Here is a 15,949-nt window from a genome sequence, read left to right on the forward strand (position 1 = left end):
ATCAAACGTACACTGACGCAGCCTGAGGAACTTCCCAAACCGGATTAATCCTAAGCTGCCCCTTCCCTAGTTCCTCGCGAAGCGCCACTTTTCATGCCACAGGGCTAGGACAAACACGAGAGTACCTGTCAGCAATTGCCCCATTACCGACAGCGCATTCGCGGCGCCGTTGAAGCCGACCACGTCCAGTGCCGGCGCCTTGGCGGTCTGGACCGCCACGTATATGCCGAACAGGAACAACGCCAGGAAGGTCCTGCCGCCGCCGCTAAGCCGGCCCAGCAAGCTGGCGGCGCATGACATCGAGAATACGCCGGTCGCCAGCGCGGCGGCGCGCAGCGGTTCGGCGATCAGCCAGCGCAACAGCACCGGCGCAGTGAACACCAGCGCCAGCAGGCAAGCGGCCAGCAGTTGGGCCGCGAGCCGCCGCTGTGCACCACCGGGCGCCGCCGCGCTCATGCTGTCGACATCGTTGCGCAGGTCGCGCACGCTCAGCTCGCTGACCAGCACGCCCCATATGACGATGCCGGCGGTCAGCCAGCCGCCAAGCGCGGCGCCCTCCACCACGCAGCCGCCGGCCAGCAACACCGCCGCCGCCACGATGGCCGCGGGATTCGACACCAGCGCCAGCGCCACCACGGCCAACGCCTCGCCCCATACGCCCGGCAGGCGCGCGGCCAATCCGAACAAGGGACGTACCGCCGCCGACAATGGCCGCAGCCAGCGATTGGCCAGCGCCAGTGGCGACCAGCGCGCGCCGCCGCCGGGCGCGACACGCACGCGGTCCGGCGAATAACGATGGAACAGCGGCACCGCTAGCAGCAAGGGCAGCATGCCGATCAGCGCGCAACCGGCACGGCTCAGCAACAACTCCCTGCTCCATAAGGATTCCGGCAAGACCACCGGCGCCAGCGCCGGATTAAAGCTGGCGGCGCCGATCGAGAAATGCTGGCTGTGGACCACGCTTTGAAAAGCCTGCACCGCGCTGGAGACGCCGGAGAAGTCCACCAGCAGCGCCGGCGCCCAGCCCGCGTGGCCCGCCGTGGCGACGGCCGGCACGGAAAGCTGCGCGAGGAAGAAAATAAAATACAGCACGTCGCCGCCCTTGCCCATCAACGGCGGCCACGACTCGAACAGCGACGCCAGGCTGGCGGTCAGAAACACCACCGGCAGCAACAGCAAGGCAAAGGTCTGCAGATACACGCCCAGCTGGATCGGCCCGGTGCCGCGCAACAGATGCAGCACCAGCATGGTCGCCAGGAAGACCAGCAGCAGCGCGCTCAGATACACCACGCTGCCCAGCCAGCGCCCCAGCACGAACACCGTGTTGCTGACCGGCGTGGCGGCCAGCACGGCGGCGACGCCGCTGCGGATTTCCTCGCTCACGCGTCCGCGCACCAGGTAGAAGCCGGCCAATCCGAACAGCAACCCGGCCATCAGCGCGCCGCCCAGCGCCAGGCAGGTGCTGGTGTACAGCACGCGCGTCTCGTCGATGGCGACCAGCGTGTAGCCCAGCGACGGATCGCCGACCATCGCCCAGCTCAAGCCGATCAGCGCCAGCACCGCCACCATGGTGCCGGGGCGGCGCATGCGCATGCGGACTTCGGCCAGCAGCAGCGCCTTCAGCACCGGCAGGGACGCCGCCCTCATGCCGCCAGTTCCCCGGATTCCTGCATCGCGTAGCGCCGCGTCATCAGCGCCTCCTCCAGCGTCGGCTCGACCAGCACCGCGCCGGCGCACGGCGACGACGGATGGGCGATGCGCAGGTTGACCGCGTCCGCGCTGCGCTGCGCCTGCAGCACCTGCACCCGCGCGCGCAAGGCGTCGTAGTCCCGCTGCGCCACGGTGGCGGACCACACCTGGCTGCGCGCGTCCCGCACGAAGCTGTCCGGCGTGTCGTAGGCGACCAGCCTGCCCTTGCGCATGATGGCCAGATGGGACGCCATGTTCTCCACGTCTGACACGATATGCGTCGACACGATCACCAGCTTGCGAAAGCCGATTTCCGCCAGCAGGTGGCGGAAGCGCAGCCGCTCCTCCGGATCGAGGCCGGCGGTCGGCTCGTCGACGATCAGCACGTCGGGATCGTTGAGCAGCGCCTGCGCGATGCCTAGCCGGCGCCGCATGCCGCCCGAGAATCCGGACGCCTGCCGGTTCGCGTGCTCGTGCAGGTTGACCGTCTCCAGCAAGTGCCGCAAGCGCGCAGGATCGCACACGCCCTTCAGCGCCGCGAAGTACTGCAGGAATTCCAGCGCGGTCAAGTTCGGATAGACGCCGAAATCCTGCGGCAGGAAGCCGAGGCGCCCGCGTATCGCATCGGGCTTGCTCACGATGTCGGTGCCGTCGAACAGGATCTGGCCGCTGGTCGGCCGGGTCAGCGTGGCGATCATCTGCATCAGCGACGTCTTGCCGGCGCCGTTGTGACCGATCAGACCGACCACGCCGGCGGGCAGCTGCAAACTGACGCCGTCGACCGCACGGACGTTGTTCGCATAGGTTTTCACGACATTGCGTAGTTCAAGCATGCACAAGGTACTCCTGAAAATGAAAGCGGGGCCGGCCCAGCGCAATGCTGGAGCCGGCCCCGCGGGTCGGTGCGAATATTCTACAGTCTTATTTAAATAGCACTGCCGCTTTTTGCACCGTCAGCGACACGCCGATCGCCAGCGGAATGCCAACGGCCAGCCAGCCGAAAGCCACCGCCGCCGGGCTGGTCACGCCGTTCGACGCCACCACCGCGCCGGTCGACGCGGCCGCGTCGCGCTCGTGAGCCAGCTTCTTCTCGGCGGCCAGTTCGGCCTCGGTCATGAAGTGCTTGTCGGCCACCGGACGCACCACCAGGTTGCACAGCAGGCCAAGCACCAGCAGGCTCGCCAGCACGTACATGGTGATGTCGTAAGCCTGCGCCTTCGGCACGCCGTGGGCGATCTGGTATTCGCGGATGTAGGTCACCAGCAGGGGACCGAACACGCCGGCCATCGACCATGCGGTCAGCAGGCGGCCGTGGATCGCGCCCACCATCTGGGTGCCGAACAAATCGGCCAGGTAGGCCGGCACGGTGGCGAAGCCGCCGCCGTACATCGACAGGATGATGCAGAAGAAGCCGACGAACAGCGCCAGCTGCGCGCCGTGCGCCATCGATGGAATCAGGCCGTACAGCGTGATGCCCAGCACGAAGAAGACGCCGTAGGTCACCTTGCGGCCCAGGAAGTCCGAGCACGAAGCCCAGACGAAACGGCCGCCGATGTTAAACAGCGACAGCAAGCCGGTAAAGCCGGCCGCGATGGCGGCGATCTGGCCTTTCTGCGCCAGCGTCAGATCGTTGAACGCGACGCTCACGCCCAGCAGCTGGCCAGCGAAGATCTCCTGCAGCAGCGGCGAAGCCATGCCGAGGATGCCGATGCCGGCCGTCACGTTCAGGCACAGCACCAGCCACACCAGCCAGAATTGCGGAATGCCCCACACCTTGCTGGCGTGGACGTGGCGGTTGGTGATCATGGTGTTGGCCGCGGCCTTGGCCGGCGGCGTCCAGCCGGCGGGCGTCCAGCCGCTTGGCGGCACCCGGTACGACAGCGCGCCGGCCATCATGAAGACGAAGTAGATCGCCGCCATCACCAGGAAGGTTTGCCACACGCCGACCGAGTCGGGCGTGGCGAAGAATTTCATCAGCTTGTCGGCCAGCGGCGCACCGATCATCGCGCCGCCGCCGAAGCCCATGATGGCCATGCCGGTCGCCATGCCGCGCCGGTCCGGGAACCATTTGATCAGCGTCGATACCGGCGAGATATAGCCGAGGCCCAGGCCGATGCCGCCGATCACGCCGGAGCCCAGCCACATCAGCCAGATCTGGTGCTGGTACACGCCCAGCGCCGAAATCACCAGGCCGCCGCACCAGCACAGCGCCGACACCACGCCCGCCTTGCGCGGACCGGCATGTTCCAGCCAGCCGCCGAACAGCCAGGCGGCCAGGCCAAGGAAGACGAAGAACATCGTGTACATCCAGCCCAGCATCGAGATCTGCCAGTCGCAGGTGGACGCCATGATCTTGGCCATCACGTCCATGTCGGCCGGACAGGCCAGCGATTCCTTGATGCCGATGGCGCGCGACAGCGGCAGCCAGAACACGGAAAAGCCGTAGGCCATGCCAATGCACAAGTGGATGGCCAGCGCGGCCGGCGGCACCAGCCAGCGATTAAAGCCGGTCCCCGCGACCGTACGATCCTTTTCCAAAAAATCAAAAATTGCCATGCAAAATCTCCTGTGTTTTCATGTAACGAAAGTACATGTTTCCCTGAAACAACTACGGGCGGAGGTTAGCATACAGCCGGCAATTTGTCTTAGCGCCTATGTTTCAAATCATCCTCCGAGAGCCACAATTCCTTGCGTTCCAGCGGCGTTTGCGGCGTCAGCAGCGGATTGGGTAATTCGATGACCAGGCGCTGATCGAGTCGGGCGCGCTGGATCAGCGCGCCGTAATGCGAATAGAACAGCTGCGAGAAAGAACCGTCGGCCAGCGCCGCCTCCAGGCCCTGGCGCACGTTCTCGGCCAGCTCCGGATTGTTACGGTTGACGAAGAAGTAGTCGGCGGTCGGATAGTGCAAGACGATGTACGGGTCGATCGCCAGTCCGGGATGGCGCTCGGCCTCGGCCCAGATCTCGTTGACCGAGCGCGGCACCCAGTCCATGCGACCCGCTTTCAGCATGCCGAACAGACCGTTGTAGACCGCCACCGGATACACGGTCAGCCCGCTGTGCCGCAGTATCTGCAGGTCCGGCCAGTCGTGCCCCTGCGCAGCGGAAAAGCGCTTCAGGTCTTCCAGGCTGCGCACCTCGCGCAACATATCTTTATGGTCTGCCCGCAGCAGGCCGATGCGCCAGCCGATCAGGCCGCGCGACATCGGTATCCGCACCGGCAGCAGCTTGCTTTCGCGCTCGGCCGACGTCATGGTGCCAATGATGTCGACGCGGCCGGCGCCCGACTGTATTTCGGCGATCGCCCGGTTCTGCTGCATGCGCGTGGGCGACAGCTCGACCCGGTACTTGTCGCCCGCCTTGGCCAGCGCCAGCTGCAGCAGCGCCACGCCGTATTCGCTGCGCTTGTCGTCGTCGGCTTCGGCGCGCGGATACAGCACCGTGATCGGCTCGGCGGCCGCCGCCAGGCAGACGCAAGCCAGACAGGCAAACAGCAGTCGGCGCAGCAGAGGCATCACTTTCATCCTGATACTATCTTTAACAATACTCACCCAAGCCGGGCGCGCCGTCAAGCGTGCTAAATTTTTAAGCAAATACGTGCATTCGGCAGCGCATCGGTGTACACTTCGATTAATTGCCGAAGGGAAATAACATGGCCATCGCCGCACTAAGTTCAGGAGTTACCGGTCTCAATGCCGCCGAGCGCGCATTGGGCAACAGCGCGCACGCGATCGCCAACATCGGCACCCAGGGTTTTCAGCCCTCGCGGGCCAATTTCCAGGAAAACGCGCCGGCCGGCACCGGCGTGTCGATCTCGTTCCAGGCGCAGCAACTGCTTTCAGTCGACGCCCCCAGCGCCACCAACCTCGCCACCGAAACCACCAATTCGCTGATCTACAAGGCCCAATTCGACCTGTCGGCCAAGGTAATCCAGGCCGCCGACCAGAATCTGGGCACCCTGATCGATACCAAAGCTTGACAGGGTGTGATCGAATCGGCACATTGAAGTCTTCCGGAGAGGGAGACCATGATAAGAGACCAGGAAACGCTGAACATCCTGCTGGACAGCATCCGCCGCTTCGTGCGCGAACAACTGGTGCCGCACGAGCAGCACGTCGCCGACACCGATGAAATCCCTCCCGCGCTGGTGGCGCAGATGCGTGAACTGGGCCTGTTTGGCCTCTCCATCCCCGAAGAATATGGCGGCCTTGGGCTGACCATGGAAGAAGAAGTGCTGGCGGCGTTCGAGATCGCCCGCACCTCGCCCGCCTTCCGCTCGCTGTTCGGCACCAACAACGGCATCGGCTCGCAAGGCATCCTGATCGACGGCACCGAAGCGCAGAAGAACGCCTGGCTGCCGCGCATGGCGTCGGGCGAAATCATCGGCTCGTTCGCGCTGACCGAACCGGGCTACGGCTCCGACGCCGGCTCGCTGACCACCTCCGCCGTGCGCGACGGCGACCACTACATCATCAACGGCACCAAGCGCTATATCACCAACGCGCCGGAGGCCGGCGTGTTCACCGTGATGGCGCGCACCGAGGCCGACCGCAAAGGCGCCAGCGGCGTATCCGCCTTCATCGTCGAACGCGACACGCCCGGCCTCTCGCTCGGCAAGACCGACAAGAAAATGGGCCAGCGCGGCGCCCACACCAGCGACGTGATCTTTGAAAACTGCCGCGTGCCGGCCAGCAGCATCATCGGCGGCACGCCGGGCATGGGTTTCAAGACCGCGATGAAAGTGCTCGACAAGGGCCGCCTGCATATCTCGGCGGTCTGCATCGGCGTGGCCGAGCGCATGCTGGAGGACGCGCTGCGCTACGCGATGGAGCGCCAGCAGTTCGGTCAGCCGATCGCCGAGTTCCAGCTGGTGCAGGCCATGCTGGCCGACAGCAAGACCGAAATCTACGCCGCCCGCAGCATGGTGCTGGACGCCGCCCGCCGCCGCGACAACAACGAGGACATCACCACCGAGGCCTCCTGCTGCAAGCTGTTCGCCTCCGAAATGTGCGGCCGCGTGGCCGACCGCTCGGTGCAGATCCATGGCGGCGCCGGCTACGTGTCCGACTACGCGGCCGAGCGCTTCTACCGCGACGTGCGGCTGTTCCGCATCTACGAAGGCACGTCGCAGATCCAGCAGCTGGTCATCGCCCGCCACATGATCAAGGCGGCGGAAAGCCGATGAACACCGACCAGCTACTGGCGGCGCTGCCGGCACGCATCAGCGCCATACCGCGCCGCTGGGCCGAGCGCGCGCCGCACACCAACGCGCTGCACGACGGCCGCCGCCACTGGACCTATGCGGAGCTGGCGGCCGCGGTCGACGAGACCGCCGTGCTGCTGCGCGCGCTGAAGCTGCGGCCCGGCGACCGCCTGATGGTGGTCGGCGAGAACTGCGTCGCGCAAGTGGTGCTCACGCTGGCCGCCGCGGCGCTCGATGCGTGGATCGTCCACGTCAACGGCCGCCTGTCGGCGCGCGAAGTCGACGCGGTCATGCAGCACTGCGGCGCGCGGCGCGTGATCTACACCTCGTCCGTTTCCCCCGAGGCGGCCGCACATGGCGTGCGCCACGGTGCCTCGGCCGCCGACTCGCCATATGGCGAATGGATGGTCGGCCGGCTGAACATGGACTGCGCCGCGGAGCCCGTGCACGAGGCGTCGGCGGAACAGGTCGCGGCGCTGATCTACACCACCGGCACCACCGGCCAGCCCAAGGGGGTGATGCTCACGCACCGCAACCTGCTGTTCATCGCCGCCGTCTCCAGCACGTTGCGCGGCCTGACGCCATCGGACCGCGCCTATGGCGTGCTGCCCATCAGCCACGTCTACGGCTTGGCCTCGGTCATGCTGGGCACCTTGTACGCGGGCGCCTGCCTGTACCTGTGCCCGCGCTTCACGCCGGACGCCGTATTGAAGGCGATCCGCGACGACCGCCTGACCATCCTGCAAGGCGTGCCCGCCATGTACGCGCGCCTGCTGGAAACGCTGGGCGGCTCCGGGCAGCGCCTGGCGTCGCAACTGCGGTTTATATATGCGGGCGGCTCGCCGCTGTCGCCGACGCTGAAGGAACAGGTCGAGCAGCTGTTCGGACTACCGCTGCACAACGGCTACGGCATGACCGAAACCTCGCCCACGATCAGCCAGACCCGCCTCGACCAGCCGCGCAGCGACACGTCGGTGGGCCAGGCGATACCCGGCGTCGAAGTGCGCCTGGTCGATGCCGGCGGTGGCGACGCGCCGCCCGGCGCGGACGGAGAACTGTGGGTGCGCGGCCCCAACATCATGCTGGGCTACTACCGCGAACCGGAACTGACGGCGGCGGCGATGCGGCCCGGCGGCTGGCTCAACACCGGCGACGTCGCCCGCCAGGACGCCGATGGCGCGTTGTTCATCGTCGGCCGCACCAAGGAGCTGATTATCCGTTCGGGCTTCAACGTCTATCCGCTGGAGGTGGAGACGGTGCTGAACGCCCATCCGGCGGTAACGCAATCGGCGGTGGTTGGCCGCAACGCCGCCGACGGCAACGAGGAAGTGGTGGCCTTCGTCGAAATCGATCCGCGCCACCGCGTCACCTCCGAAGAATTGCAACAGTACCTGGCGACGCAGCTGTCGCCATATAAATGTCCGACCGAGATCATCGAAATGCAAACCCTGCCCGCAGCGGCAACCGGAAAAATATTGAAAGGACAGTTGCGGCAACTGGCACAAAAATAACCACCAAAGGGAGACAAGCATGAAAAAAATAATGACGGCCGCACTGATGGCCGTGGCACTGGCAAATTTGCATGCAGAGGAATTCGTGGTCGGCGCAGAACTGCCGCTGACCGGCACACTGGCCCGCGTCGGCGCGGGCATGCAGGAAGGCGTGATGGTCGCCGCCGAGGTATTCAACAAGACAAATAAGCATAAGATCAGGATCATCACCGTCGATGACGAATCGGCACCGGCCAAGGCCGTGGCGGCGGTGGAAAAACTGGCCAGCCAGGGCGCGGTGGCGATCACCGGCGGCTACGGCTCCAACAATATCTCCCCGGCCTCCGACGCCGCCAACAAGCTGGGTCTGGTCTACATGACTTCCGGCGGCGTCGACGACAGCCTGGTCAACAGCGGCCGCAAGAACTTCTTCCGCATCAATAACACCGCAGGCTACGAGCGCGCCGTACAAGGGCTGCTGGCGGACATGGGCGCCAAATCGGTGTCGATTATCTTCTCCACCAAGGAAGCCACGTCCGACCTCGCCAACTCGGTGCAGAAGGTGCTGACGTCCAAGGGCGTCAAGGCCACCACGCATTCCTTCGACCCCGCCATCACCGACTTCAAGCCGATCATCAACAAGATCAAGCTGCAGGACAAATCGGAAGTGATACTGATGGTCGGCTACGAGAACGACTACGTAGGCATCCTGCGCGCGGCGCGGGTGCTGAAGCCGCCGGTCAAGGCGATGATCGGCGTGTGGTCGCTGGCGACGCCGAAGATGGCAACCGAATTTCCCGACCTGATGCCGAACGTGTACGGCACCGCGCTGCTGCCCTTCCCCGCCACCTTCGAAACGGCCGACGGCAAGACCTTCGCCGACGCCTACAAGACCCTGTACAAGAAAGAGCCCGACTACCTGGGCCAGTTCGGCTACGTGCAGTCGATGCTGCTGTTCGAAGCCATCGCCCGCGCGGCCGACAAGGGCACGGTGAAGAAAGGCGGCGTGGCCGAAGAGCTGCGCAAGACCGACCGCGACACGCTCATCGGCCGCGTGCAGTTTGCCGTCAACGGCGACAATCTCAACTTCGTGCACCGCATGGGCCAGCACCAGGGCAAGAACATCGCCATCGTCTGGCCCAAGGAATCGGCGACCGCCAAGATGGTGTATCCCGGCCTGCCCTGGTAGGCGCATATGACTGAACTGATACTGCAGGCGCTGTATTCCGGCCTGCTGCAAGGCGGTTCCTACGCGCTGATCGCGCTGGGCCTGGCGCTGGTGTTCGGCACCATGCGGGTCATCAACCTCGCGCACGGCGAGCTGGTGCTGCTGGCCGCGTACATCGCCTACACGGTGGAGTCCAAGCTGGGGTTGAATCCCGCATGGGCGATACCGGTCGCGCTGGTCGTGGTCAGCGCGACGTCGGCCGGCGTGTACGGCATCGTCAGCCGGATCAAGAAGGACCGCGAGATCAATTCGCTGATACTCACTTTCGGCATCGGCGTCATCCTGACCAATCTGATCCTGCTGATCTGGAAGGCCGACGTGCGTTCGACCAGTTCCAGCTGGCTGCAGGAAGCCTTCGTGGTCGGGCCGCTGTACAGCATGCGCAGCGAGCTGATTTTCTTCGTCGTCAGCCTGCTGCTGATGGGCGGCTTGTGGTGGTGGCTGTCGCGCAGTTGGTACGGGCGGGCGCTGCGTGCCGTCTCCAGCAACCGCGACGCCGCCAAATTGATGGGCATCGCACCTGGACGCACAGAACTGGTGTCGTTCATTGTCGCCGGCATGCTGGCCGGATTCGCCGGCGTGGCGCTGTACAGTTATGGCGTGATCCAGCCGGCCTACGGCGGCGCCTTGACGGTCAAGGCCTTCATCATCACGGTGCTTGCCGGCGTCGGCTCGATACCGGGCGTGCTGCTGGGCGCCGTGCTGCTGGGCGTGGCCGAAGCGCTGACCGTCACGCTGGCCAGTTCGGCACTGCAGGAACTGGCCGGCATGACGCTGTTCCTGCTGGTCCTATTCGTCATGCCGAACGGCCTGATGGGCGCAACCCGGAGGCGCGGATGAACCCGACCACCCCGTCGTCCTCGCGCAAGCGGGGACCCATAGAACGCTGGCTGGCCCCACTGGCAATCGCCCTGACCTGCATAGCCATCCCCCTGCTGTTCGGCACCGACAACTACGTCATGAGCCTCATCGTCGCCGCGCTGGTGATCGGCTGCGTCGCCATGTCCTGGGCCTTGCTGGGCAACTTGGGCGGCATGGTCAGTTTCGGTCACAGCGCCTTCTTCGGCATAGGCGCCTACACCTCGGCCATTCTCACCATCAAGCTGGGCGTGCCTGTATTGGCAGGCATGGCACTCGGCGGCCTCGGAGCGCTGCTGGCCGCCATCGTCATGCTGCCGGTGCTCCGCCTGCGCGGCCCCTACTTCGCACTGGCCATCCTCGCCTACGCCCACATCTTCCGCATCCTCGCCACCGAATGGACTACACTCACCGGCGGCTCGGGCGGCATCGCCAACATCCCCGTGCTGCAGACGCTCCTCGGCTATGACCTTAGCAGCAAAGCCGGCGCCTACGCCGTGATCCTGTTGATCGTGCTGATATTCGCCGCCGTCTATCGCGCCATCCGCGCCAGCCACTACGGCCTGGCCCTGCGCGCCATGCACGACAGCGAAGACGCCACCCGCGTGGTCGGCGTCAACAGCACGCTGCTGAAAGGCCTGATGCTGCTGGTCTCCGCCTTCATGGCTGGAGTGGCGGGCGCCTTCAACGCCCACTACATCAACTTCCTCGAACCGGACTACGCCTTCAGCGGCTCGTGGGTAACCATTCCCATCGTCGCCGCCATCTTCGGCGGCTACCGCACCATTACCGGGCCGGTGATCGGCGCGCTGGTGGTGTACCTGCTCGATCAACTGGTATTCAAATCGCTGATCCCGACCGGGCATCAACTGGTACTGGGCGGCCTGCTGGTGGCGATGATCGTTTTCAGCCCCAGCGGACTGCTCTCCCTACTGCGAAGGAAAGATCATGCTGGAGTTGAATAACCTCTCGGTCCGCTTCGGCGGGCTGACGGCGGTCAACGCCGTCACGCTGGCCATCGGCACGCACGACGTGGTCGGCCTGGTCGGTCCCAACGGCGCCGGCAAGACCACGCTGTTCAACGCCATCTCCGGCCTGGTGCGGCCGACCGGCGGAAGCATCCACTTCGACCGCCGCGACGTCATGCGCACGCCCATGTACCGCCGCGCGCGGCTCGGCATCGGCCGCACCTTCCAGATTCCACAGCCGATGCACGAACTGACGGTGCGCGAAAACCTGGTGGTCGCGCAGCGCTTCGGCACCGGCAAGGTCGACGACGACAAGATCGCCGAGATCCTGGAATTCACCAGTCTCACCGACAAGGCCCATCGCGATGCCGCCACCGAACTGGCGCTGACCGAGCTGAAGGCGCTGGAAGTAGCCAAGGCGTTGGCCACCACGCCCAAGCTGCTGTTGCTGGACGAAGTGCTGGCCGGCCTGGAGACCAACGGCAAACGGCGCTTCATGGGCATGCTGAAGGAGATGCATGAGCGTTTCGGCGTCGGCATCGTCATCATCGAGCACGACATCGAGACCATCAACACGCTGTGCCAGCGCGTGGTGGTGCTCAACTTCGGCCAACTGATCGCGGACGGCACCCCGGAAGCGGTGTTCAACGATCCGGAAGTCATCCGCAGCTACACGGGAGCGGGGCATGCTTGAAGTGGACCAGGTACGCGCAGGCTACGGCGCCATCAACGTGCTGTGGGACGTGTCGCTGAAGGCGGAAGCGGGCAAGCTCACGACCATCATCGGGCCAAACGGCGCCGGCAAGACCACACTGCTGCGCGCGATCATGGGATTGGTGCCGGTAACCGCCGGCGAGATCCGCCTGAACGGCCAACGCCTGAACGGTACGCCGACATGGGAGATGGCGAACCACGGCATCGCCATGATCCCCGAAGGCCGCTTGGTCTTCCGCGACATGAGCGTGGAAGAAAACCTGATCATGGGCGCCTTCCACAAATCGCACCGCCCGCATGTGAAGCGGCGGCTGGAAGAAGCCTATGAGATGTTCCCCCGCCTGCGCGAACGCCGTGCGCAACTGGCTGGATCGCTGTCCGGCGGAGAAGCGCAAATGCTGGCGATGGCGCGGGGATTGATGTCCAATCCAAGGCTTCTGATTATCGACGAACCGTCGCTCGGTTTGGCCCCGCTGGTGGTCAACGAACTATTCGAAATACTGGTCCGCTTGAAAGGTACCGGCCGCACTATCGTTCTTGTTGAACAAAATACGGCACGAGCTATTGGCGTCGCGGATCAGGTCAATCTCGTGCAAAGCGGGAAGGTAGCACTTACCCAAGCCGCCGCCAAGATCGATCTGGAGGAACTGCATGCGCTCTATTTTGGTCGCTGAAATTTCGTTTTTTTAGTTGTACTAGCTAAGGGCGCCGGTTGGGCGGCAGCTTCCGCCTGCGGATTCAACCGGTCGTTGCAACTGCGTGAGCGTATGTGCAATGTCATTGATTTAAGGACTACTCTATAATGAGAATTTATCATGTAGAAATCAGCACAGAATGCGTGGATCTGAATTTGCCGAACTAAAAGCATTTGTCGCGGTCGTCGAGCGCCAGAGTTTCGCACGAGCAGCAGAACACCTTGGCATGTCGCCTTCAGCGCTCAGCCAGACCATTCGCCAGCTGGAAAGCCGCATTGGCAGCCGCCTTCTCAATCGCACCACTCGCAGCGTCGCGCCGTCGGCAAGCGGCGAGCAGCTGTATCACCGTTTGGCCCCTTTGTTCCGGGAAATGGACGTGGCAGTTGCCGAAGCCAGCGAGGCCGCGGGGCAGATGAGTGGTACGCTGCGCATCAACACGCTTGGGATCGGCGCCCGGACGATCATTGCGCCGCGCCTCGCACGCTTCCATCAAGCCCACCCTGATGTCGTGCTCGATATCGTGGTTGACGATGCGCTGGCCGATATCGTCACCGGCCGCTTCGATGCAGGCATCCGCGTGGGTGGGCAGCTCGAGAAGGACATGGTCGCTATCCGCCTGACGCCGGACATGAACATGGTCGCGGTGGCGTCCCCGGATTACCTCGCGCGTCACGGCACGCCCAAGTCACCCGCCGATCTGCACCAGCATGCCTGTATCAATTGGCGGCTGCAGATGGAAGGCAGACATTATCGATGGGAGTTCAAGAAGCGTGAGCAGAGCATCGAAGTCGCGGTCGATGGGCCGGTCGTCACCAATCACGCCGACATCGGCATTGCCGCCGCGTTGAATGGACTTGGGATTGCCTATCACTTCGAGCAGGATGGCGTGGGCGAGCTACTGGCGCAGGGGCGGCTGGCCCAAGTACTTGCCGACTGGTCGATCACGCGGCCCGGGCTTTTCCTGTATTACCCGAACAGGCGGCATCGACCCGCCCTCCTCAGTGCCTTCATCGACTGCCTGCTGGATCGAAGCCCCTTCGACCAACCCTGACCAAGTGCTTCGCCGACGGCGGGCCGGTCGCTGTATTATGCATTCACCTCTACATAACCCATACAAATTCTAGAATATTCTCTAATCAAACAGCAGCGTGCATCATAGAGCTTCAGTCACCACTTGGAGCCAACAACATGCATACCATGACGCTTCCCGAACCCATTGCAAAATACTTCGCGTCCGAACACAACCCTGAAGCGTTGGCACAGTGCTTCAAGGCGGATGCCATCCTGAAGGACGACGGCCACAGCTACGAAGGTGTCGAGACCATCACGGCCTTCCTGGCTGCGGCATCGGTCAAGTACAACGCGACGACCGTGCCGTTCGACATGAAAGACGACGACGGCTTCCACGTCGTGCTCGCCAAGGTCACCGGCAACTTCCCCGGCAGCCCGGCCAACCTGTCCTACCGCTTCGGCCTCGATCGTGGCCTGATCGACTCGCTGGAGATCAACGTATGAGCTTCGACCTCGAATTGAAAGGCAAGCGCGCCCTGGTCACTGGCGGCACCAAGGGTCTGGGCGCCGCCCTCGTCAAGAGCTTGCAGGATGCCGGAGTGGAGGTGATGACGTCGGCACGCTCCGCCCCGGAAAAGCCGGTGCAGGGTGTGACCTACATAACGACCGACTTGTCGACTGCTGAAGGCGTGGCCAAGCTGGTCCGTGCGGTCGAGGAGCGCTGGGGCAGCGTCGACATCCTGATCAACAGCCTCGGAGGTTCGACCGCTCCGGTTGGTGGTTTCGCGGTCCTCGACGATGGCGTCTGGTTCGATGAACTGAACCTCAACTTCATGTCTGCGGTGCGCCTGGATCGTGCACTGGTGCCGCGCATGCTGGCAAAGGGCGCAGGCGTCGTACTGCACGTGATCTCGATCCAGCACATCCTTCCGCTGTGGACATCGACGACCGCTTACGCTGCGGCCAAGGGTGCCCTCTCGACCTACAGCAAAGCCCTGTCGAAGGAAGTGACGCCGAAGGGTGTGCGCGTCTTGAGCGTCTCGCCGGGCTGGATCGAGACCGAGGCGTCGGTTGAGTTCGCCGAGCGCATGGCGCGCGAACACGACACGGACTACGAGGGTGGCAAGAAACTAATCATGGACTGGCTCGGCGGAATTGCCATCGGCCGCCCAGCCAAGCCGCAGGAGGTGGCGGATTTCATTACCTTCCTCGTGTCGCCACGCGCCGCGTCGATAGCAGGCTCGGAACATGTGATCGATGGCGGAACGGTCCCGACCGTATAGTCATCAACTTTGCAGTAGCGTGATGCCTTGTACGACGTGTCACAAGGCCGTGCGCAAATGTCCTGCGACACACTCACTTAACTTGCGCCTGATCAGGCGCAAGTTGCCATTGCACGAGCGGTAATCATTCTCGCGAAATCTGAAGAATGCCATGCCCTCATCCAGTCCATCAGTGTTTCCTGAAGAGCAGCACAGGCAGTACGTTGGGTACCTTTCCTGTACTACGCCGGGAACGTCGGCTTCTGGCCGATTGTACCTATTCACGCCGTCTGCACCACCCTACCGTTATTCTTTCTTTTTCATCAGACCGGCCAATGAGGCGAACGGATTATGCGTTGCCGGCGCGACCTCGGCCGATTTCAGACCAAGTCCCCGGTCGGCCTCAAGATAACGCGAGTGTTCGTTATCGTGGCAGTAAAGGCACAGCAATTCCCAATTGCTGCCATCAGGCGGATTGTTGTCGTGATTGTGGTCACGATGATGCACTGTAAGTTGCGACACATTGGTATGCGTGAATTCGCGCATGCAGCGCCCACACACCCACGGATACATTTTCAGCGAGCGCTCGCGATAGCCCAACTCGCGCTGGTCGGCCGCGCGCCGTGCGTCGGCCACAATTTTGTCCAGCCGCGCGGCGTCCGGTTTTTTTCCAACGGTCATGCTTATTTCCCTCCCTTGCTGGTACATATTGGCCGGCAGCGCCTACCATCGGCCGGCTCGGCCGCTGGCGCCCCGTTGCGGAAAGTGAGCCCTACAGTCAAAAGTTGGCAAATCTTGCCCAAATCATGCCGAAATACCCAAGCACAGCAC

Annotated in this window: 16 protein-coding genes; 11 read left to right on the plus strand and 5 right to left on the minus strand. The window is 63.9% G+C overall.

Annotation, left to right across the window (positions count from 1 at the left end; translation table 11 throughout):
* Positions 1-66 precede the first annotated feature (66 nt).
* From ACCD07_RS04845 to ACCD07_RS04860, 4 genes are all read right to left on the minus strand, one after another.
* Complete coding sequence (locus ACCD07_RS04845; protein WP_413446668.1) at positions 67-1,647, minus strand: ABC transporter permease; 1,581 nt, start codon at positions 1,645-1,647, stop codon at positions 67-69.
* Positions 1,644-2,522, minus strand: coding sequence for an ABC transporter ATP-binding protein (locus tag ACCD07_RS04850; RefSeq protein ID WP_413446669.1), 879 nt, complete (start codon positions 2,520-2,522; stop codon positions 1,644-1,646). Before ACCD07_RS04850 ends, ACCD07_RS04845 begins: the two co-directional genes overlap by 4 nt.
* Positions 2,523-2,610: 88 nt before the next feature.
* Positions 2,611-4,245 (minus strand): OFA family MFS transporter, encoded by a 1,635-nt coding sequence (locus tag ACCD07_RS04855; protein ID WP_413446670.1) that lies wholly within the window; start codon positions 4,243-4,245, stop codon positions 2,611-2,613.
* Between the two features lie 89 nt (positions 4,246-4,334).
* Positions 4,335-5,213: a hypothetical protein gene (locus ACCD07_RS04860; protein WP_413446671.1), complete on the minus strand. Its 879-nt coding sequence runs from the start codon at positions 5,211-5,213 to the stop codon at positions 4,335-4,337.
* Positions 5,214-5,341: 128 nt separating this feature from the next.
* Here ACCD07_RS04860 and ACCD07_RS04865 point away from each other — a divergent pair, with 128 nt between their 5' ends.
* The 11 genes from ACCD07_RS04865 (at position 5,342) to ACCD07_RS04915 (ending at position 15,139) form a co-directional block, all read left to right on the plus strand.
* Complete coding sequence (locus ACCD07_RS04865; RefSeq protein WP_176651409.1) at positions 5,342-5,668, plus strand: flagellar basal body rod C-terminal domain-containing protein; 327 nt, start codon at positions 5,342-5,344, stop codon at positions 5,666-5,668.
* Positions 5,669-5,716: 48 nt separating this feature from the next.
* On the plus strand, positions 5,717-6,874 hold the full coding sequence (locus ACCD07_RS04870; RefSeq protein WP_413446672.1) for an acyl-CoA dehydrogenase family protein: 1,158 nt from the start codon (positions 5,717-5,719) through the stop codon (positions 6,872-6,874).
* Positions 6,871-8,403, plus strand: a complete 1,533-nt coding sequence (locus ACCD07_RS04875; RefSeq protein ID WP_413446673.1) for a class I adenylate-forming enzyme family protein — start codon at positions 6,871-6,873, stop codon at positions 8,401-8,403. The genes ACCD07_RS04870 and ACCD07_RS04875 overlap by 4 nt, the downstream gene beginning before the upstream one ends.
* 19 nt (positions 8,404-8,422) lie before the next feature.
* Entirely contained in the window at positions 8,423-9,571 is a 1,149-nt protein-coding gene (locus ACCD07_RS04880; protein ID WP_413446674.1) for an ABC transporter substrate-binding protein, read from the plus strand.
* A 6-nt stretch (positions 9,572-9,577) separates the two neighbouring features.
* Positions 9,578-10,450, plus strand: coding sequence for a branched-chain amino acid ABC transporter permease (locus tag ACCD07_RS04885; RefSeq protein WP_413446675.1), 873 nt, complete (start codon positions 9,578-9,580; stop codon positions 10,448-10,450).
* On the plus strand, positions 10,447-11,433 hold the full coding sequence (locus tag ACCD07_RS04890; RefSeq protein WP_413446676.1) for a branched-chain amino acid ABC transporter permease: 987 nt from the start codon (positions 10,447-10,449) through the stop codon (positions 11,431-11,433). Before ACCD07_RS04885 ends, ACCD07_RS04890 begins: the two co-directional genes overlap by 4 nt.
* Positions 11,417-12,130, plus strand: a complete 714-nt coding sequence (locus tag ACCD07_RS04895; protein WP_413446677.1) for an ABC transporter ATP-binding protein — start codon at positions 11,417-11,419, stop codon at positions 12,128-12,130. Before ACCD07_RS04890 ends, ACCD07_RS04895 begins: the two co-directional genes overlap by 17 nt.
* Positions 12,123-12,824, plus strand: a complete 702-nt coding sequence (locus tag ACCD07_RS04900) for an ABC transporter ATP-binding protein (RefSeq protein WP_413446678.1) — start codon at positions 12,123-12,125, stop codon at positions 12,822-12,824. Before ACCD07_RS04895 ends, ACCD07_RS04900 begins: the two co-directional genes overlap by 8 nt.
* 160 nt (positions 12,825-12,984) lie before the next feature.
* Positions 12,985-13,896, plus strand: coding sequence for a LysR family transcriptional regulator (locus tag ACCD07_RS04905; RefSeq protein WP_413446679.1), 912 nt, complete (start codon positions 12,985-12,987; stop codon positions 13,894-13,896).
* Positions 13,897-14,033: 137 nt separating this feature from the next.
* Positions 14,034-14,360, plus strand: coding sequence for a nuclear transport factor 2 family protein (locus ACCD07_RS04910; RefSeq protein ID WP_413446680.1), 327 nt, complete (start codon positions 14,034-14,036; stop codon positions 14,358-14,360).
* Complete coding sequence (locus ACCD07_RS04915) at positions 14,357-15,139, plus strand: SDR family oxidoreductase (protein WP_413446681.1); 783 nt, start codon at positions 14,357-14,359, stop codon at positions 15,137-15,139. Before ACCD07_RS04910 ends, ACCD07_RS04915 begins: the two co-directional genes overlap by 4 nt.
* A gap of 285 nt (positions 15,140-15,424) precedes the next feature.
* Here the strand turns inward: ACCD07_RS04915 and ACCD07_RS04920 are convergent, their stop codons facing one another.
* Positions 15,425-15,799 (minus strand): YajD family HNH nuclease, encoded by a 375-nt coding sequence (locus tag ACCD07_RS04920; RefSeq protein WP_176651415.1) that lies wholly within the window; start codon positions 15,797-15,799, stop codon positions 15,425-15,427.
* Between the last annotated feature and the right edge of the window lie 150 nt (positions 15,800-15,949).

Origin of the sequence: Duganella sp. Dugasp56 (genome assembly GCF_047304105.1) — a bacterium.
GTDB classification, from domain to species: Bacteria; Pseudomonadota; Gammaproteobacteria; order Burkholderiales; family Burkholderiaceae_D; genus Rugamonas; species Rugamonas hordei.